Here is an 18,687-nt window from a genome sequence, read left to right as displayed (position 1 = left end):
ATGACTGCAATTCCTCTCGAGCATGGGCTGGCAGTCGCCGGCATCCTGTTCTGCCTCGGCCTGGTCGGCCTGATGGTGCGCCGCAACATTCTTTTCGTGTTGATGAGCCTGGAAATCATGATGAACGCCTCGGCACTGGCGTTCATCGTCGCCGGTAGCCGTTGGGCGCAGCCGGATGGACAGATCATGTTCATCCTGGTGATCAGCCTGGCAGCCGCCGAGGCCAGTATTGGCCTGGCGATCCTGCTGCAGCTGTATCGCCGCTTCCACACTCTCGACATCGATGCAGCCAGTGAGATGCGCGGATGAACCTTATCTTTCTGACGTTCCTATTCCCCCTGATCGGCTTCTTGCTGCTGTCGTTCTCACGCGGTCGCTGGTCCGAGAACCTATCGGCGCTGGTCGGCGTCGGTTCGGTGGGCCTCTCGGCCGCCGTGGCCGCCTACGTGATCTGGCAGTTCAACGTCGCACCGCCGCAAGGCGGTGCGTACAGCCAACTGCTGTGGCAGTGGATGTCGGTGGACGGCTTTGCGCCAAACTTCACCCTGTACGTGGATGGTCTGTCGATCACCATGCTCGGCGTGGTCACTGGTGTCGGCTTCCTGATCCACCTGTTCGCGTCCTGGTACATGCGTGGTGAAGCCGGCTATTCGCGCTTCTTCGCCTACACCAACCTGTTCATCGCCAGCATGCTGTTCCTGGTGCTGGGCGACAACCTGCTGTTCATCTACTTCGGTTGGGAAGGCGTGGGCCTGTGTTCTTACCTGTTGATCGGTTTCTACTACAGCAACCGCAACAACGGTAACGCCGCACTCAAAGCCTTCATCGTCACCCGTATCGGCGACGTGTTCATGGCCATCGGCCTGTTCATTCTGTTCGCCCAGCTCGGCACCCTGAACGTGCAAGAGCTGCTGGTACTGGCGCCGCAGAAGTTCCAGGCCGGTGATTTCTGGATGGTTCTGGCCACCCTGATGCTGCTCGGTGGTGCGGTCGGTAAATCGGCACAGCTGCCGCTGCAGACCTGGCTTGCGGACGCGATGGCCGGCCCTACCCCGGTTTCGGCACTGATCCACGCCGCAACCATGGTAACCGCCGGTGTCTACCTGATCGCCCGTACCCACGGCCTGTTCGCCCTGGCCCCTGACATTCTGCACCTGGTCGGTGTGGTTGGCGGTGTGACCCTGGTGCTGGCCGGCTTCGCGGCGCTGGTTCAAACCGACATCAAGCGTATCCTCGCCTACTCGACCATGAGCCAGATCGGCTACATGTTCCTGGCCCTTGGCGTTGGTGCCTGGGAAGGCGCGATCTTCCACCTGATGACCCACGCCTTCTTCAAGGCCCTGCTGTTCCTTGCCTCCGGTGCGGTGATCGTTGCCTGCCACCACGAGCAGAACATCTTCAAGATGGGCGGCCTGTGGAAGAAACTGCCACTGGCCTACGCCAGCTTTATCGTCGGTGGTGCCGCTCTGGCTGCCCTGCCGCTGCTGACTGCCGGTTTCTACTCCAAGGACGAGATCCTTTGGGAAGCCTTCGCCAGCGGCAACAACGGTCTGCTATATGCCGGTCTGGTCGGTGCTTTTATGACTTCGCTGTACACCTTCCGCCTGATCTTCATTGCCTTCCACGGCGAAGCCAAAACCGAAGCTCACGCTGGCCACGGGATCTCCCACTGGCTGCCGCTGGGCGTACTGATCGTACTGTCGACCTTCGTCGGTGCCTGGATTCATCCGCCACTGGCCGGTGTCCTGCCGCAAAGCGTCGGCCATGCCGGCGGCGAAGCCAAGCACAGCCTGGAAATCGCCTCGGGCGCCATCGCCATTGCCGGTATCCTCCTGGCCGCGGTGCTGTTCCTCGGCAAGCGTCGTCTGGTGACTGCGATCGCGGGCAGCGGCATCGGTCGTGTGCTGTCGGCCTGGTGGTTCGCCGCCTGGGGCTTCGACTGGATCTACGACAAGCTGTTCGTCAAACCTTACCTGCTGATCGCCCACATCCTGCGCAAGGATCCGGTTGACCGCAGTATTGGCCTGATTCCGCGTATGGCAAAAGGCGGTCATGCCGCCATGAGCAAAACCGAAACCGGTCAGCTGCGCTGGTACACCGCGTCGATCGCCGTAGGTGCCGTGCTTGTGCTCGGCGCCGTTGTAATGGCTGCGATCTGATATGAACCTTGCGACTTTGCGAAAGGAATTGAGCCCGTCATGATTTTGCCTTGGCTGATCCTGATCCCCTTTATCGGCGGCCTGCTGTGCTGGCTGGGTGAGCGCTTCGGCGCCACCCTGCCACGCTGGATTGCGCTGCTGACCATGTCCCTGCTGCTTGGTATCGGCCTCTGGCTGTGGGCCAACGGGGACTACACTCTGGCCCCTGCTCCAGGCGCTGCGCCTGAGTGGGCAGTCGAATTCAAAGTGCAGTGGATCGAGCGCTTCGGCATCAGCCTGCACCTGGCCCTCGACGGCCTGTCGCTGCTGATGATCCTGCTCACCGGCCTGCTCGGTGTACTTTCGGTACTGTGTTCCTGGAAAGAGATCCAGCGTCACGTCGGCTTCTTCCACCTCAACCTGATGTGGATTCTGGGCGGCGTGGTCGGTGTGTTCCTGGCCCTGGACCTGTTCCTGTTCTTCTTCTTCTGGGAAATGATGCTGGTGCCGATGTATTTCCTCATCGCGCTCTGGGGTCACAGCTCCTCCGACGGCAAGAAGACCCGGATCTACGCCGCCACCAAGTTCTTCATCTTCACTCAGGCCAGCGGCCTGATCATGCTGGTGGCGATTCTCGGTCTGGTACTGGTCAACTACAGCAACACCGGTGTGATCACCTTCGACTACACCCAGTTGCTCAAGGCCGAACTGCCGGCCGGCACCGAATACGTGCTGATGCTCGGCTTCTTCATCGCCTTCGCGGTCAAGCTGCCGGTGGTGCCGTTCCACTCCTGGCTGCCGGACGCGCACGCCCAGGCACCGACCGCAGGTTCGGTGGACCTCGCCGGTATCTTGCTGAAAACCGCGGCCTACGGCCTGCTGCGTTTCGCCCTGCCGCTGTTCCCGAATGCCTCGGCCGAATTCGCGCCGATCGCCATGACCCTGGGTCTGATCGGGATTTTCTACGGTGCCTTCCTGGCGTTCGCCCAGACCGACATCAAGCGTCTGGTCGCCTTCTCCAGCGTTTCGCACATGGGCTTCGTGCTGATCGGTATCTACTCCGGCAGCCAGCAAGCGCTGCAAGGTGCGGTGATCCAGATGCTGGCTCACGGCCTGTCGGCGGCGGCACTGTTTATCCTCGCCGGCCAGCTGTACGAGCGCCTGCACACCCGTGACATGCGTGAGATGGGCGGCCTGTGGCATCGCATCGCTTACCTGCCGGCCATCAGCCTGTTCTTCGCGGCAGCGTCGCTGGGCCTGCCGGGCACCGGTAACTTCGTTGGCGAGTTCCTGATCCTGATCGGCAGCTTCGTCGCCTCGCCATGGGTCACCGTCATCGCCACTTCCGGCCTGGTGTTCGGTTCGGTCTACTCGCTGATCATGATTCACCGTGCCTACTTCGGCCCGGCGAAGTCGGACGAAGTCCTGGCTGGCATGGATACCCGCGAAATGATCATGGTACTGGGCCTGGCTGGCCTGCTGATCTTGCTGGGCGTCTACCCGCAGCCGTTCCTGGACACTTCCGCCGCCACCATGAGTGGTGTGCAGCAGTGGTTCGGCTCCGCTTTCACTCAACTCGCTTCGGCCCGGTAAGAGCGCTATGGACCTGACGATTCAACACTTTATCGCGCTTGCGCCGCTGCTGATTACCACCATCACCGTTGTCGTGGTGATGCTGGCAATCGCTTGGCGGCGCAACCACTCGCAAACCTTCCTGCTGTCGATCGTGGGCCTGAACCTGGCCCTGCTGTCGATCCTGCCGGTACTCAAAGTCGTGCCACTGGCGGTCACTCCGCTGCTGACCATCGACAAATTTGCCTGCCTGTACATGGCGCTGATCCTGGTCGCCACCCTGGCCTGTGTAACCCTCGCCCATGCCTATCTGGGTGACGGCGGCAAAGGCTACCCGGGCAACCGCGAAGAACTGTACCTGCTGATCCTGATGGCTGCCCTGGGTGGCCTGGTACTGGTCAGCGCGCAGCACCTGGCTGGCCTGTTCATTGGCCTGGAGCTGCTCTCGGTACCGGTCTATGGCCTGGTCGCTTATGCCTTCTTCAACAAGCGTTCGCTGGAAGCCGGCATCAAGTACATGGTGCTGTCGGCCGCCGGTTCCGCCTTCCTGCTGTTCGGTATGGCACTGCTGTATGCCGACGCTGGCAGCCTGAGCTTCGACGGTATCGGTAAAGCCCTGGCAGCCACCAACATGCCAAGTCTGCTGGCTCAGCTGGGCCTGGGCATGATGCTGGTGGGCCTTGCGTTCAAACTGTCGCTGGTGCCTTTCCACCTGTGGACCCCGGACGTCTACGAAGGTGCTCCGGCGCCGGTCGCCGCCTTCCTGGCCACTGCCAGCAAGGTCGCGGTGTTTGCCGTTGTCGTGCGTCTGTTCATGCTCTCCCCTGCTGCCAGCAGCGGCGTGCTGACCACCGTGCTGTCGGTAATCGCTGTCGCCTCGATCCTGATCGGTAACCTGCTGGCACTGACCCAGAGCAACCTCAAGCGTCTGCTCGGTTACTCGTCGATCGCCCACTTCGGTTACCTGCTGATCGCCCTGGTGGCGAGCAAGGGTCTGGCCGTCGAAGCCATTGGCGTGTACCTGGTCACCTACGTGATCACCAGCCTGGGCGCGTTCGGTGTCATCACGCTGATGTCCTCGCCGTACAACGGCCGTGACGCAGATGCCCTGTACGAGTACCGCGGCCTGTTCTGGCGCCGTCCATACCTGACCGCAGTACTGACCGTGATGATGCTGTCGCTGGCCGGTATCCCACTGACCGCAGGCTTCATCGGCAAGTTCTACATCATCGCTACCGGCGTCGAGTCGCAGCTGTGGTGGCTGGTCGGTGCCCTGGTGATCGGTAGTGCCATCGGCGTGTTCTACTACCTGCGGGTGATGGTCACCCTGTTCCTGATCGAACCGAACCTGCGTCGTCACGATGCCCCGCTGAACTGGGAACAGCGCACCGGTGGCGTCATGCTGCTGGCGATCGCGATCCTGGCCTTTGTGCTGGGTGTGTACCCGCAGCCGTTGCTGGACATGGTCCAGCATGCAGGTTTGCAACTGATCGGCTGATCGATCCTGCAATAACAGACACCCCGCCTTAGCGGGGTGTTTTGTTTCCTGCCCCTGTAGGATCACCGCGACTGTAGAGCCCTGACTGTGCTTCGTCTGATAGTTGCGACGTCAGATACCCGCTCACAGTCCCGGAACTCCTTCGATGCGTCCCCCCCTACCCCGCTCCTCCCTTGCCCTGTTGATTTCCTGCGCCGCTTCAGTCCAGGCCAGCGATGGCATTGAACTTGGCCAGATCCTTATCCAGGAACAGGAGCAGAGCGAGCTGCAGGACGCTCGCGAACGTCTGAATCAGGTACCAGGCGCCAGCAACCTGATTGACATGCAACGGGTGGAGCAAGGTCGAGTCGCCAGCAATCAGGATGTACTCGCCTACCAGCCGGGCGTGTTTGCCCAATCTGCCGGCAACGACGGTATCAAGTTGTCGATCCGCGGTTCGGGCATCAACCGTGCGCCGGGTAGCCATGGTTCAGGCGTCTATACGATGTTTGACGGCCTGCCGCTGACCGGTCCTGGCGGCACTCCATATGAGTTGTTCGAACCGTTGTGGCTGAGCCGCGCCGAAGTCCTGCGCGGCGCCAACGGCTTCGACCGCGGCGCCCTGGCTCTGGGCGGTGCCATCGACTACATCACCCATACCGGCCATGATGCCGCGCCCTTGCAAGTACGCTATGAGCTGGGCAGCCGTGGCTATGCCAAACGCCAGATCAGCTCCGGCCAGGTGCTGGGTGAGCTGGACTACTACGTGGCCCTGACCGATTCTGAGTACGATGGTTACCAGGAGCACAGCAGCGGCAGCAGCAAGGGCATCGCCGCCAATGTCGGTTATCGCTTCAACCCGAGCCTTGAAACCCGCTTCTACCTGCGCTATCGGGAAACCGAGAATGAGCTGGCCGGGCGCCTGACCCAGGAACAGATCAAGCATCACCCACGCGACGCCAACCCGGCCTACCTGACCCGTGATGACAGCCGCCCGCAACCGGGCAGCACCTGGGTGGGCAACAAGACCACTTCCTATCTGGACGACGACTCCCGGCTGGAAACCGGGCTGGTCTACCACGACTACCCGATGGACCTGCGCGAAGGCCCGATGCGCCTCAAGGTCGCCTATACCGACGTCAGCGGCACACTGAATTATTTCCGTGCAGACACCCTATTCGGACACCAGAGCAAGTCGACCGTAGGCTGGCGGACCACCAAGCACCTGCCCAACAGCGGTGCTTCACAGTTTGCCCGGATAGACGACATCACTGGCGCCCGGACCCGAGACTTCAGCTACCAGGGCTCGGACACCGTGGTACACATCGGCAACGAGCTAGAGCTGATCCCTGATCTGTGGCTGACCAGCGGCCTGGCGATGATCTACACCCGGCGCGAAAGTGAGGTGACCTACCCGGAGAATGGTGGCAAGGTCAGCCAGCACGACTGGGACTACGCCCCACGCCTGGGCCTGCGTTACGACATCAGCCCTCGGTTGCAGGTCTATGGCAACCTGAGTCGCTCGGTGGAGCCGCCGCATCCGTGGTCGCTGATCTGGAGCTCGACCAGCGCCACCCTGCCTATCGAAATGCAGAACCAGACCGCCACCACCCTGGAGCTGGGTGCACGCGGCGAGTCGTCCATCGGCCGCTGGGACCTGGCCTGGTACTACTCGGACGTGCGCCACGAGCTGTTAGCCGTGGAGGTCGTGCAAGGCCTGCCCGCCAAGGAGTTCAACGCCAGCCCAACCGTGCACCAGGGCATCGAGGCCGGGCTGGACAGCCTGCTCTGGGAACGCGCTGCCGTCGGCAAGCTGTCCCTGCGTCAGGCCTATACCTTCAGTGACTTCCACTACCGCGACGACGAGGTCTTCGCTGACAACCGTCTACCCGGTATCCCGATGCACTACTACCAGGCCGAACTGCGCTTTGACCTGCCGAGTGGCTTTTTCGCCGGGATCAATACGCAGATGGCTTCCAAGGTCCAGGTCGACTACGCCAACAGCTATCCGACCGACGCCTACACCCTGCTCGGCGCTACCTTGGGCTACAACGCGCCGAAACAGGACTGGCAGACCTGGATCGACCTGCGCAACCTGACCAACAAGCGCTATGCCGCCACAGTCACCCCCGGCTACAACGACAACGGCAAGGACATTGCCCACTCAACCCCCGGCGAAAGCTTCGGGGTATACGCCGGGGTGTCCTACAGCTTCCGCTAACTGGGTAGTTGATACCGCCGAGGGGCCCCTGGGTTTAAGCCAGGTCGTCACTGTCATTGCTTGCATCGTTCGCGCTTGCATGCCCCTGGGCACCGGCATAGTCAACGCCACTTGGCGCCACGTCGTACCAGGCCCTCTGACCGAGTGACGTACTCCAGGTCGTCAAACTGCGCAGCTCCGGGTTGGTGAAGATGAACGTGCAGTTGCTCACACCCGTCAGGTTCTGCCCTTTCCAGTTCCAGCGGTAGGTGGTGTCCACCTGCGCTCGTTCATTCAAGGTGTAATGCGGTTCAAAGTCGGGACGTGAATCCGTAGGCTGCGCAATCGTGACGGACCAAGGTCCATGCGAAAGAATCAAAGTCATCTAGGGTCCTTGAGGCAGGCTGAGCACTGCCATTGATCCATCGGCTAGTTGATAGGCTGAATGGGTTGGAGAATGCGCACCTGTTTGCCGTCCACTTCGATCTGACCATTTTGCTGGAGACGGGTGAACACCCGGGAAACAGTCTCTCCGGCCAGCCCCAGGTAATTGCCAATTTCGTTACGTGAGATGCTCAAGTGCAGTTGATTGGCTGCGTATCCCAGGGTGTGAAAGCGTGCAGCCAGGTTAACCAGCAAGGAAACAACCCGTGCATCGGCGGCTTTTTTCGAATGCAACCGGGTCATTTGTTGTGTATTGCGAATCTCACTGCTCATCGCTCGCATCAGAAGCCGGCGTATCTGCGGCAATCGGATCAACAATTCATCGAGAGGTGCGAAAGGGAGCTCGCACACCTCAGTGGTTTCCAGCGCCTGGACTGACACCGGATAGGCTTCGGAACCCAGTCCTGACAGACCTATCGGCTCGCCAGGTAGATGGATACCGATGATCTTTTCTTCACCGGTTTCACTCAGGCAAACAGACTTTAGTACGCCGGACCGTATCAAGTAGATCGAGCTGAAACGGTCACCCTGGCGAAACAGAAACTCATCCTCTTTCAGGGCCCGGACATGTTTGACCACGTCATCGAGCATGTCGATTTCTTCGGGGCTCGCCGAACCAGGCAGGCACAGCGGCGCGAGACTGCAGGTTTTGCAGTGCGTCTGGCGGTAAGCTGGCAATCGAATGGGCTCAGGCATTTATCGGGTCCTTATGGCGGAACACACTGTGCACCTGGGCTGTTTCCATCAAGCGCACTTTACGGGCTAGACCAGTGTCCCGTGAGCCGACTTCAAACGCTCCTCAATAATCGTTATTTGATATCAAATCATTGATTTTATTGAATAAATGCAAATAACCGGCGCGCAGCAACCGACGCAAACGCGAGCAGTGGCAAAAGCGCCATTGACATGGATCAATTACCCGCGGGGACATTACCGGTAGCATCCGCGCCTTTTGCCGCGACCTGATCATGACCTCGTTTGCCAAACCTGAATTGCTCGCCCCAGCCGGCACCCTGAAGAATATGCGTTACGCCTTCGCCTATGGCGCCGACGCGGTCTATGCCGGCCAGCCGCGCTATAGCCTGCGCGTACGCAACAATGAGTTCGACCACGCCAACCTGGCGCTGGGCATCAAAGAGGCCCAGGCTCAGGGCAAGCGTTTTTACGTGGTGGTCAACATTGCCCCGCACAACGCCAAGCTCAAGACTTTCCTCAAAGACCTCGCCCCGGTGATCGAGATGGCCCCGGATGCGCTGATCATGTCTGACCCGGGCCTGATCATGCTGGTGCGCCAACACTTCCCGCAGATGCCGATTCACCTGTCTGTGCAGGCCAATACGGTAAACTGGGCCAGTGTCGAGTTCTGGCGCAGCCAGGGGCTGACCCGAGTGATCCTGTCCCGCGAGCTGTCGCTGGAAGAAATCGAAGAGATCCGCCAGCAGGTACCGGCCATGGAGCTGGAAGTCTTCGTCCATGGTGCCTTGTGCATGGCTTATTCCGGCCGTTGCCTGCTGTCGGGTTATCTCAACCGCCGTGACGCCAATCAGGGCAGCTGTACCAATGCCTGCCGCTGGAAGTACAGCGCTACAGCGGCCACTGAAGATGCCAGCGGCGATATCGTCCGCGAAGTACAGCCAACTCTGGGGATCGGCGCACCCACCGAGCAGGTGTTCCTGCTCCAGGAAAGCAATCGCCCGGATGAAGACATGCCGGCCTTTGAGGACGAACACGGCACCTACATCATGAACGCCAAGGACCTGCGTGCAGTGCAGCACGTCGAACGCCTGACCCGTATGGGCGTGCACTCACTGAAAATCGAGGGCCGCACCAAATCGCATTTCTACTGCGCGCGCACCACTCAGGTCTACCGTCAGGCCATTGATGATGCCGTGGCGGGCCGTGAGTTCGACCGCAGCCTGATGCTCAATCTTGAATCGCTGGCCCAGCGTGGTTACACCGAAGGCTTCCTGCGGCGTCACGTGCATGACGAATATCAAAACTATCAGCGTGGCAATTCGGTATCCGAGCGCCAGCAGTTTGTCGGTGAACTGACTGGCGAGCGGGTCGATGGGCTGGCTGAGGTAAAGGTCAAGAACCGCTTTGCCTTGGGTGATCATCTGGAGTTGATGACCCCGCGTGGCAACTATCATTTTGATCTGCACCAGTTGCGCGATCGTCAGGGGGCATCGATCGAGGTAGCTCCGGGGGACGGGCATACCGTCTACCTGCCGATTCCCGAGCAGGTAGACCTGGGGTTTGGCTTGTTACTCAAGGAACTGATGCATTAACGGCTCTGACCACCACCGCCGCATCTGCCTCGCGTATGACCAGTGAGCGATACTGTGGATCAGCCTTGATCTGCGCCTCGGTGAAGGGAATCACCTGCCACTGTTTGGCCGAAAAAGCCCGAGTCTGGTCACTGGCATGCACCGACTCTGCCTCGCTGGACTCCGAAAAAGCCAACAGCCCCAAGGCCTGCGGCCCCTTGGTATCAAAGGTCACCAACTGCAAATAGCTGGTACCACTGACCACCAGGCGCTTGCCTGGCCCGGTCGCTACACTCTGGATCGCATTGTAGACCCCCAGGCTGGCAGGCCCGCCGTGAATCGGCGTGCCGTCGGCGGCTTGCTGGATAAAGTCACCACGGCTCAGGCTCGGTAGCAGTTGGGCTGGAAAGATGCCAGGCTGCGCCGCACGCGGGTCAATTTTCCAGCTGCAGGCACTGCAGGCACTGCGCGAACCGTCGAGCACAATCAACTCCTGTCCCGCTGCCGGATCGCTGCACTGTGCCAGCAAGGCAGCGTCGACAAAAGGCACCACCGACTGATTCAGGTACAAGGTTTGCCCCTTGGCGTCCACGGCCAGGGTGTTGACCCAGGGAATACCCTGCAAGCAATACACCGAGTCCTGCAACGCTTCCAGGCTGTCAGCCTGGTTCATGCTGTACCACTGCTGCAGTACCCGAGTGTTGTCCAGATTGGCGTCGCGCAGGCTGAAAGCGTGCTGTTTGTCCCAGCCCAAGCGTCCGGGCCACTGTACTATCGGGCCGAACACCGAGCTGTAAACGTCACGGTTGAGCGCGGTCAGCTTGCCGTCCTCACCCTTGACCGACACCGTCAGACGTTGGCGGTTCATGGGTATCGACTTGCCATCGAGCAGGTAGCGGGTCGGATCCTTGGGATCGAGTTCAAGCCGATACACCGTGAAGTGTCTGGAAGTATCCACGGTGTGGGTCCAGGCCAGATGACGGTTGAAACCGATGTTGATCATGGGAAGACCCGGCAAGGCGGCACCCATGACATCCAGTTTGCCGGGCACGGTAAGCTGCATCTGGTAAAAGCGCATGCCGCCTGCCCAGGGGAAGTGCGGGTTAGCCAGCAACATGCCATGGCCACTGGCCGATCGCTCGCTGCCGACCGCTACGGCATTGCTGCCACGCTCCAGAGCGAAATTGTTCTGGCGTGTTTGAGCCACGCCCATATCCACGTTCAGGCGCGCGATGGCATTGGGCGGGGTAGCGCCCGCCAGGGCTTCGGCAAACTGCCCGACCCCACCTTCAACCAACAGGCGCCGGGTGAGCTTGACCAGATCAAGCGTGGTGATCGGTCGCAACCACTGCGCCTGAAGGCATGGGGCACCCTGCCTCTGGGCAACGCGCTCGGCCAGTGCGCGGTTGTAGCCCTTGGCATAGCCTTCGAGCAAGGCCCGTACCTGCGTCGGTTGTGCTTGCCAGAAGCCGAACACACCAGCAGGCGTGTTGAGCCAGCTGAAAAACAGATCACTGGCCAGGTTCTCGCGCTGTTCGAAGGTTACCTGCTCAGGCCCGAAGTAACGTGAGCGTTTGCCGTTGACCGTGACCACCTCGTTGGCCAGCAGGCACAGGTTGTCCTGGGCGTAGGCATAACCAATGCCATAGCCCAGACCCTGTTCATCCCGGGCCAGGATGTGCGGTACCCCAAAGCTGGTACGGCGAATTTCGGCGCTGGCATCACCAGGAGCAACACGGGCCTGGGAAGCAAAACTGAGGCAGACCAGCAGTCCGGCCAGACAAACGCTTGCCAACGGATGGGTTTTGATCACGGACACTCCTGCACCGATCAGGGAACTATTGATCCTGATTGAACGAAGCGCAGGCGATAAATTTACGGAATCTGCCTCGCTGAAACGTCTTTACCTAAGTGGCTCGATAATTTTTTCCCCGGGTACTGCAGTTTTGCCACGCTCATTCGTCTTATAGGGTGTAGGCAACAATTTTGACGGTATCTGGACTGGCCACGAAAGGGAGCGTTCACATGTATAACCAGCAACAGGCAGCGATCGCCAACCGCCCCGAGCGAAAACCTCGGCAAGCCTTGACCGTAAAAGTCGACAATCGCGAAAGCGAGCGCCCCGGCAACGAACATATTCGCGAACTGCTCAGGTCATTCGGGCTGCGAACCAGCCTGATCCGCCTCAAGGTCATCGATGCCTTGCACATGGCCGACAGGAACGGGCGCAGCATCGGCGTACGCGGCGTCCACAGTCACCTTGAACAGCTGGATGTTCCCCTGTCGTTCCTCAGTGTCCGGGAAGTGCTCAAGCGCCTGTGCGTCGAGGGTGTGATCTGCATGGGCAACGACAAGTGCTACAGCCTCAACCCCGAGGCCCGCAGCATTCTGGAGCAAACGTGCCCACGCTAAGCGAAAGGCCGGCATATGCCGGCCGCGCGGATCACCTCAGAGCTTGACCTTGCGGCGCATGATGCCGTTGATCACCACAACCGCGACTGCCACCGCAATGGCAATGTACTGGAACACTTGCTCACTGATCGTCCCCTGCTTCTGCAGGTAGGACAGACCGAGCATGATCCCCAGCACCAGCAGGGAGATCAGAATGGAATATTTCAGGCGTTGACCTTGAGTCATTGATATTTCCTTGCAACATCGGGGTAAGGGCCCGGGACGGCCGACGCGCATCATACAACGCAGCTTTGCCGCAAGCGGACAATTTCCTCCTTCTGCAGTGACCTTGCTCCTGAAACCATGGCGTCCCGGGCATAGTCCCAGACGAATGGAAAGTCGCCATGCTCCTCGGTCGATTATTAAGTGGCATCACCTTGCTGGTTGGCCTTGAGGCCCTGGCGCTCCCCACCACGACACTCTCCCCCGATCAACGCGCTGCACTGGGCAAACAACTGGCCGAACACGCAGGTGCCAGCCAGTGGCAACAACTCTGGCAGCGCTCGCGACACGCCGGGTACCTGCACGAACAATCGACGGTTCCCCACTTCAGCCTTGATTCCAACGAACTCATCAAGGCAGCAGCTCTGACTCTGTCGCAGCCAAAAGAGACAAGTGCAGTCAACCAGACCCAAGTCCTGTATCGCCGGGACTTTGCCCCGAAAATCGTAGGTAAACACGCACAAACCAGCCTAAGTGCCGTGTGCATCTGGGTAGACTGGCGCGCCCTCCCGGAGCACGCCGTGAACCGGCCCGCCCCCTACCTCGGGCAAATCAGCCTGCTGCTGGTGCACCCCTGCCAGTAAACATGGGTTGCCAGACCTTACCCCCCTCGACCAAGCACCTGGAACGCGGAACCAAGGGGTTACGCAGTATCAGCCATGACTTTCCTATTCCAATGGCCCACGTTGCCTACAAACCATATACCCGATGCCCACCGCCCCTGCTGCGCTTGCGGCCTGTTACGACCGGCTGGGATGTTCAAACATGAAGGTGTCAAGCCAATCCCTACAAGGAAGTCACTATGGAACTGCACGACCTCGACCGTATCGACATTCACCAACTGCCCCATTCGCTGCAGATGCTGATCGAATGCCTGGGTATTGAAAACGCTTACAACTTGACCTGTGCTTTCGGTGGCCGCCCCAAGTACATCCCCAAGCATCGTGAACGCACCGCACTGGCAGACGTTCTACCCGCAGAAGCCCTGGACGCGCTGATCAAACGTTTTGCTGGTATGGCTCTGGAAATTCCCAAGGTCGACCACTTCCTGCGCCAACTGCGCAATCAACAAATCCAGCAGGAAAGCGCCGAGGGCCTCTCGCGCAGCATGCTAGCCAATAAATACGGCTTGAGCTTGCGCCAGATCGGCAACATTCGCCGCCAGGAGTCATGTGCACTCTCTCGCCTCACCCCTTGAGCCGCTAACCTCGGCGCTCAAGGCAGCTCCCGCACAATGATGTGCATTCATCACAAGGAATCTTCTAATGGCAACTATCGATAACAGCTTGATCGGCTCGGTCATGAACGCCTTGCCACTGGACCGAATGATCTCCGGCCCCTTGCAGGCGATGATTCAGGCGCAAGTCACCGCGAGCAAGTCGTACGCCGACTTTCTTATGGGCGTCTGTATCCAGGATGGTAAGGCCGTCGCCATTCAGTTTGACTACGACGAAACCATCACCGATGAACAAGGGGTCTATAAGGGAACCGTCTCCAAGAAGATGCAAATCCCGCTGCTGGCAGCGGTTACCCACCCCAACATTGTCATTGAAGAAGGCAACATCGAGTTTGAGCTGACCATCAGCCAGCAAGCCGAGAGCACCACGGAAACCGGTGGCGAAGCGAGTTTTGGCGCCTCGCTGGGTTGGGGGCCATTCAGACTCAATGTCAAAGGCCAGGTCAGCCACAAGTCCAGCCAGACCCGTAAAACCGACACCCGTGCACGTTATGCCTTCAACACCAAAGTCCGCCGCCAGGATCCACCAGAAGCCTTGATGCGCGTAATTGACTTCCTCACTGATGCGGCCACCAAGCCGGTGGTCATGGGCGATGCCACTGCTCAAAACCTTGAGGCACTGCCTGAATCGGCCCTGCCAATGCCCGACAAAGCAACGCAATCATAAAAAATACCCGCTTGAACATGCTTTGCTAACAAATTCGGCCTCTCCCTGGTGAGGGGCCCCTGCTAGAAACACAAGGAGTGCAAACGTTTGGATGATCTCTCCTCAAAAAACGCCCCCATCACTGCCAGCGATCTTTGTGATATTACCCGTGGCCTGCAGGAAGCCGCTGCCGCCACCAATAATCTGATCGCCCAGCAGTACATCAAACTCTTCGATCAGTTTTTCGACTATGACGCCCAGGCACTGGGCTCACCGATGAAAGCCAAGATGGTTGAAGTGGCGATGGATGATCAGCACAAGATGCACGTCCCGCTGATTGCCCTGGTTTCGCCCAGGGGGTTGGCGCTAGAGCGTATGCAGGTCGACCTGTCGGTGAGAATCCAGAACACCGAAACCACCAAGGCCAGCGAGAATCTGAAGCGCGAGCGCTTCTATGTAACGGTAGGCGGCCAGAACAAGCGTAACGGCGACGCCCGTGATCCCGACGAAGTGCAAATCCGCATGCAGTTCCAGGCGTGCGAGCCTCCCGAGGCACTGAACCGCCTGATCGAGGAATACACCAACCTGATCAGCCCGCAACGACTGCCAGAGTCCCCCAAGCCCACGGACGACAGCAACGAATTCATCGAAGCTGCGACCGTACGCTGATAGCGATCATCAAAAATCTCGCTTGTAGAAAATATCCAGAGAGCTTGCCAGGCCACTAGCAGCCTCCAGGTAGACCTTCTTGCTCAACTTGTAACGTAGAGCAACGGTATTGACCGGTTCGAACACACCCACGCCATAGCGCAAGCTCAATCGCTCGGTGAGGTTGCCGCTGGCCACCACACTGGTGCTGGTACCGCTGCCTTGGGTGTCCAGCTGGAAATCGTCGATCCCCAGGCTCGAGGCCAGGCTGCCGGTAACCCCGGCGCTGGTAGCCAGGCCCAGGCCAAGTGCCGCTTGGGCGAGCATGTTGTTGTCCTCGCCCGTGGCCCCCAAGGGGCGCCCTAATACCAAGTACGACAGGGCCTGCTCCTGGCTCATCGCCGGCTCGGAAAACACCTGGGTGGTGGGTTGCTCGGCACTACCACTGAGGCGGATACCGGCAATCACATCATCGGTCTGGCGAATAGCTTCAATGTCCAGGTAAGGCTGATCGATGGGCCCGGCAAACAATAGGCGCGCACGGCGGATGGTCAGCCGCTGGCCGTAGGCACGATAGCGACCGTCGGCCAGGCTCAGCTCACCCCGGGTGTCGAGGTTGTCACCAATGTGCACATGGCCGATTAGATTGGCGGTCAGGCCAAAGCCACTGAACGACAACTTGTCCTGGCCCACCTCGACATCGATGTCCATGGCGACTGCCATCGGGGCTTTGCCTTCTTCGGTCTGATGGCCGACGATCACCGTGTCATCAGAAACCTTGACGGTCGAAGGCGGCAACTCACGCACCGTGATCTTGCCCTTGGGCACCCGTACCTTACCCGCCACCGCCAGCTTGTCATCGAGCAGGCTGACCTTCAGGTCCGGCGCCACCTCCAGGTTCGCATAGGGCTCGACAGTGACCGGTAGACGTTGGCCCTGCAGTTGCAGGTCAACCGCCAGAGCCCGTCCCCAGCCGATCTGGCCACGCAGGCTGCCCTGGCCGGCCTCACCGCTTTTCCAGGCACCGTTAATCTGTACTTGCTCGCCAGCGATCAGCGCCTGCAGGCTCAGGTCTTCCAGACTGACCGGCAGCTCTGCCCCGGCGACTTCGCCAGCGGTCAGGTTCAAGCTGCCGTTGACCTGTGGCGTCAGCAACGTGCCAGACAGCTGCCCGCTACCGTTCAACTGGCCGGACAGACGCTCGACCATCGGTGCAAACGGGCGGGCAATGGCGATATCCAGCCCGGTCAGGCGGAAATCACCGTTCAGCGGCTTGTTGCGGGCCACCGGATCAAGGCGGGTGGCCAGAGACAGTTCGCCCAACCGTTCGCCCTTGAAATCCAGACGGGTATCAACCCGACGTGGTGCCAGGGTGCTTTGCAGGCGCAGGGTCTGGTAGGGAAAATCCAGCCATTGATCCTTCTCGCGCAATCGTAGGGAGCCACCGCTGGCATCGACCACAATGGTGCCTTTCGGACCACTGACCGGCAGGTCCAGATTGATGTCGGCATTGAGCAGCCCCTGCCAGGCGAAGTCCTTGGGCAACCATTGCGCCAGGCTTTGCAACGGAAATTGCTTGAGGTGATAACGCAAGCGCGGCTCGGGTGCCAGACGCTGGTCGTCGCCGCACAGGCTGGCTTGCCCGGAGCGCCAGCAATGGGCGCCGAAATCCAGTTGCCCAGTGGCCAGGCGTTGTAGTTTCGCTGGTGCCTGCAACCGCCAGTCCTGACCGCCGGCCTGGATCTGACCAGTGGCCAGTCGTCCACGCCAGCTGCCCTTGTCCAATTGCCCATCCAGGCCCAGATCAAGCTTGAGTTGCGGTCCGTCGAGGGCCAGCTCCAGCTGCTGCTGACGAATGTCGCCACGACCTTTGACGTTGAGCACGCCCAGAGCGGTATCGCCCAGACGAATTCCGCCCGCCTGCAAATCAATCACTGCCCGCTGGGCACTGTCCAGCCGTGCGTCCAAGGCCAAACGCTGCAAGTGATTGTCAGCCTGGGCCAGTCGCTGTCCCTGCAAGGTCAGCGTACCTTGCGGCGCATGCAGCGTTCCGGCGACGTCCAGCCTACCCTTGAGCTGTCCCTGCAAATGCGGCCAGAGCTGGCCAAGCCGAGGCAGATTGAGGTCCAACTGACCGGCCAGGCGCTGCTGCAGACTGCCACTGCCGTTGATATGGTTGTCGCCCAGGCGCACGTTCAGAGTACCGAGCGTCCAGGTCTGCCCTGCGCCTTGGGCGACAGCCTTGAGCACCGCCGTCTGGCCGCGCAGGCGGCCCTTGAGGTCAAGTTCGGCGTCCAGGCTGAGTTCACCGTTTTTAATCTGGCCCTTGCTGCGTAGCGGACCGGCCAGAGTGCCAGGCAGCTCGGCGAGCCAGTAGGCTGGGTTCAGCGCCGACAGTTCGAGAGCGGCCTCCCAAGCCACAGCATCAGCGAACTTCACACTCACGCTTCCCGCAAGCTTGCCTTGCCCGGCATTAAGCGCCAATTGAGGCAAGGCAATCTGCTGCAAGTCGCCCTTGAACGGACTGCTCAGGCTGAACGCACCCGCTGGCCCGTCAAGGTCGCCCTTGAACTCACCCTGATAGTTGCCATCGCGGTACTGCACCTGGCCGTTGAAGCGGCGCAACGTGACCTGTGGCGCTGGCTCCAGCGGGTACAGACGCAGCCAGGGGAAGTCCAGCCAGTCGATAGTTGCCTCGGCGCTCAAGCCTTTTTGCCAGTCGGCACTGGCCGTGAGTTTGAGGCGCTGATCCGTGCCGGCAGTAAGGTCCAGGGCGCTCAGTTGCGCGCCCTTGGCATCGACCTTGCCCTGCAGGCTCAAGGCCACAGGCTGCTGTTCGGTCGCCAGAGTGGCCGAGCCGAGCAATAGATAGCCACTCTGCAGGTTGCCCTTGGCGCTGAGTTCAAGATTGTTCAGTTGCAGGGTGTCAGGCAGCTCAGCACCAGGTTTGAACGCCTGGGCACTGATCTGTAGCTTGGCCGGCAACTGTTCGGCCAGTGCCTGCAGCTCACCACTGAGCCGGGCGTTCAGGTAACCGCTACTGTCGGCAGTGAGCTTGAGGGTTTTCTGCAGCTCGCCCTTAATCTGTACGGCCAACTGCCAGTCCTGGCCATCGACCTTGGGCAGCTGTAACTGCCCCTGAATCTGCAACGGCCAGTCGCCCTCGGGTTGCAGCTGGCCTTGCAGGCTCAAATGCAAGTCATCGCGTTGCAGTTGCAGGCTGTCGATCTGCAATCCGGCAACGGTCCAGTGAGCCGCCAGTTGCAACTGGCTCAGTTGCTCGTTGCCATCCAGGCGCAAGTGACCGATGCGCACCTCACCCAGCTCGATCGCCAACGGTAGTTTCAGGGTGGGCAATTGCAGCGGCCCGCTGTCGGGTTTGGCC

At 60.2% G+C, this 18,687-nt stretch carries 17 protein-coding genes; 12 read left to right on the top strand and 5 right to left on the bottom strand.

The features are described 5' to 3' along the window. The 5 genes from nuoK (at position 1) to C6382_RS17120 (ending at position 7,408) form a co-directional block, all read left to right on the top strand. Complete coding sequence (gene nuoK, locus C6382_RS17140) at positions 1-309, top strand: NADH-quinone oxidoreductase subunit NuoK (protein ID WP_107025567.1); 309 nt, start codon at positions 1-3, stop codon at positions 307-309. Then, a complete protein-coding gene (nuoL, locus tag C6382_RS17135) occupies positions 306-2,159 on the top strand; it encodes an NADH-quinone oxidoreductase subunit L (protein ID WP_107025566.1) in 1,854 nt (617 codons plus the stop codon). The genes nuoK and nuoL overlap by 4 nt, the downstream gene beginning before the upstream one ends. A 39-nt stretch (positions 2,160-2,198) precedes the next feature. Beyond that, positions 2,199-3,731: an NADH-quinone oxidoreductase subunit M gene (nuoM, locus tag C6382_RS17130; RefSeq protein WP_107025565.1), complete on the top strand. Its 1,533-nt coding sequence runs from the start codon at positions 2,199-2,201 to the stop codon at positions 3,729-3,731. 7 nt (positions 3,732-3,738) lie between these two features. Next, the gene (nuoN, locus tag C6382_RS17125; protein WP_107025564.1) at positions 3,739-5,208 is read left to right on the top strand and encodes an NADH-quinone oxidoreductase subunit NuoN; all 1,470 of its coding nucleotides are present in this window, start codon (positions 3,739-3,741) and stop codon (positions 5,206-5,208) included. A gap of 145 nt (positions 5,209-5,353) precedes the next feature. Then, entirely contained in the window at positions 5,354-7,408 is a 2,055-nt protein-coding gene (locus C6382_RS17120; RefSeq protein WP_107025563.1) for a TonB-dependent receptor domain-containing protein, read from the top strand. A gap of 34 nt (positions 7,409-7,442) precedes the next feature. On the opposite strand, the gene C6382_RS17115 is transcribed toward C6382_RS17120, so the two are convergent. Both C6382_RS17115 and C6382_RS17110 read right to left on the bottom strand, forming a co-directional pair. Then, positions 7,443-7,667 (bottom strand): hypothetical protein, encoded by a 225-nt coding sequence (locus C6382_RS17115; RefSeq protein WP_107025562.1) that lies wholly within the window; start codon positions 7,665-7,667, stop codon positions 7,443-7,445. Between the two features lie 149 nt (positions 7,668-7,816). Then, complete coding sequence (locus C6382_RS17110; protein WP_107025561.1) at positions 7,817-8,527, bottom strand: cyclic nucleotide-binding domain-containing protein; 711 nt, start codon at positions 8,525-8,527, stop codon at positions 7,817-7,819. Between the two features lie 269 nt (positions 8,528-8,796). On the opposite strand from C6382_RS17110, the gene yegQ reads away from it, so the two are divergent. Continuing rightward, a complete protein-coding gene (gene yegQ / locus C6382_RS17105) occupies positions 8,797-10,119 on the top strand; it encodes a tRNA 5-hydroxyuridine modification protein YegQ (protein ID WP_371919632.1) in 1,323 nt (440 codons plus the stop codon). Here the strand turns inward: yegQ and C6382_RS17100 are convergent. Then, entirely contained in the window at positions 10,100-11,911 is a 1,812-nt protein-coding gene (locus C6382_RS17100) for a penicillin acylase family protein (protein ID WP_107025559.1), read from the bottom strand. The genes yegQ and C6382_RS17100 overlap by 20 nt on opposite strands. A gap of 212 nt (positions 11,912-12,123) precedes the next feature. Between C6382_RS17100 and C6382_RS17095 the strand changes: the two genes are divergently transcribed. After that, entirely contained in the window at positions 12,124-12,510 is a 387-nt protein-coding gene (locus C6382_RS17095; RefSeq protein ID WP_107025558.1) for a fe2+ zn2+ uptake regulation protein, read from the top strand. Positions 12,511-12,546: 36 nt separating this feature from the next. Here the strand turns inward: C6382_RS17095 and C6382_RS17090 are convergent, their stop codons facing one another. Beyond that, the gene (locus tag C6382_RS17090; RefSeq protein WP_038612844.1) at positions 12,547-12,735 is read right to left on the bottom strand and encodes a hypothetical protein; all 189 of its coding nucleotides are present in this window, start codon (positions 12,733-12,735) and stop codon (positions 12,547-12,549) included. Between the two features lie 158 nt (positions 12,736-12,893). On the opposite strand from C6382_RS17090, the gene C6382_RS17085 reads away from it, so the two are divergent. From C6382_RS17085 to C6382_RS17070, 4 genes are all read left to right on the top strand, one after another. Next, positions 12,894-13,355, top strand: a complete 462-nt coding sequence (locus C6382_RS17085; RefSeq protein ID WP_107025557.1) for a hypothetical protein — start codon at positions 12,894-12,896, stop codon at positions 13,353-13,355. A 218-nt stretch (positions 13,356-13,573) separates the two neighbouring features. Further along, positions 13,574-13,969: a Mor transcription activator family protein gene (locus tag C6382_RS17080; protein ID WP_107025556.1), complete on the top strand. Its 396-nt coding sequence runs from the start codon at positions 13,574-13,576 to the stop codon at positions 13,967-13,969. Between the two features lie 67 nt (positions 13,970-14,036). After that, positions 14,037-14,675, top strand: a complete 639-nt coding sequence (locus C6382_RS17075) for a DUF2589 domain-containing protein (protein WP_107025555.1) — start codon at positions 14,037-14,039, stop codon at positions 14,673-14,675. A 117-nt stretch (positions 14,676-14,792) separates the two neighbouring features. Further along, a complete protein-coding gene (locus C6382_RS17070) occupies positions 14,793-15,323 on the top strand; it encodes a DUF2589 domain-containing protein (protein WP_107025641.1) in 531 nt (176 codons plus the stop codon). Positions 15,324-15,332: 9 nt separating this feature from the next. Here C6382_RS17070 and C6382_RS24760 read toward each other — a convergent pair whose 3' ends face one another. Then, positions 15,333-16,430 carry a translocation/assembly module TamB domain-containing protein gene (locus C6382_RS24760; RefSeq protein WP_371919631.1) on the bottom strand — a complete coding sequence of 366 codons (1,098 nt, stop codon included), beginning with the start codon at positions 16,428-16,430 and terminating at the stop codon, positions 15,333-15,335. On the opposite strand from C6382_RS24760, the gene C6382_RS24755 reads away from it, so the two are divergent. After that, positions 16,341-16,739, top strand: coding sequence for an LdpA C-terminal domain-containing domain (locus C6382_RS24755; protein WP_371919630.1), 399 nt, complete (start codon positions 16,341-16,343; stop codon positions 16,737-16,739). The genes C6382_RS24760 and C6382_RS24755 overlap by 90 nt on opposite strands. Positions 16,740-18,687: the final 1,948 nt, after the last annotated feature.

It is taken from the genome of Pseudomonas sp. BBP2017 (assembly GCF_003024385.1).
In the GTDB taxonomy this organism is placed as follows: Bacteria; Pseudomonadota; Gammaproteobacteria; order Pseudomonadales; family Pseudomonadaceae; genus Aquipseudomonas.
The sequence above is the reverse complement of the archived record's forward strand: the minus strand, read 5'-3'. Positions and strand labels throughout refer to the sequence as shown.

Excerpts from the sequence above, each read along its gene's own strand:
- nuoK (WP_107025567.1), top strand. The coding sequence starts at position 1 with ATGACTGCAATTCCTCTCGAGCATGGGCTGGCAGTCGCCGGCATCCTG.
- nuoL (WP_107025566.1), top strand. The coding sequence starts at position 306 with ATGAACCTTATCTTTCTGACGTTCCTATTCCCCCTGATCGGCTTCTTG.
- nuoM (WP_107025565.1), top strand. The coding sequence starts at position 2,199 with ATGATTTTGCCTTGGCTGATCCTGATCCCCTTTATCGGCGGCCTGCTG.
- nuoN (WP_107025564.1), top strand. The coding sequence starts at position 3,739 with ATGGACCTGACGATTCAACACTTTATCGCGCTTGCGCCGCTGCTGATT.
- C6382_RS17120 (WP_107025563.1), top strand. The coding sequence starts at position 5,354 with ATGCGTCCCCCCCTACCCCGCTCCTCCCTTGCCCTGTTGATTTCCTGC.
- C6382_RS17110 (WP_107025561.1), bottom strand. The coding sequence starts at position 8,527 with ATGCCTGAGCCCATTCGATTGCCAGCTTACCGCCAGACGCACTGCAAA.
- C6382_RS17095 (WP_107025558.1), top strand. The coding sequence starts at position 12,124 with ATGTATAACCAGCAACAGGCAGCGATCGCCAACCGCCCCGAGCGAAAA.
- C6382_RS17090 (WP_038612844.1), bottom strand. The coding sequence starts at position 12,735 with ATGACTCAAGGTCAACGCCTGAAATATTCCATTCTGATCTCCCTGCTG.
- C6382_RS17085 (WP_107025557.1), top strand. The coding sequence starts at position 12,894 with ATGCTCCTCGGTCGATTATTAAGTGGCATCACCTTGCTGGTTGGCCTT.
- C6382_RS17080 (WP_107025556.1), top strand. The coding sequence starts at position 13,574 with ATGGAACTGCACGACCTCGACCGTATCGACATTCACCAACTGCCCCAT.
- C6382_RS17075 (WP_107025555.1), top strand. The coding sequence starts at position 14,037 with ATGGCAACTATCGATAACAGCTTGATCGGCTCGGTCATGAACGCCTTG.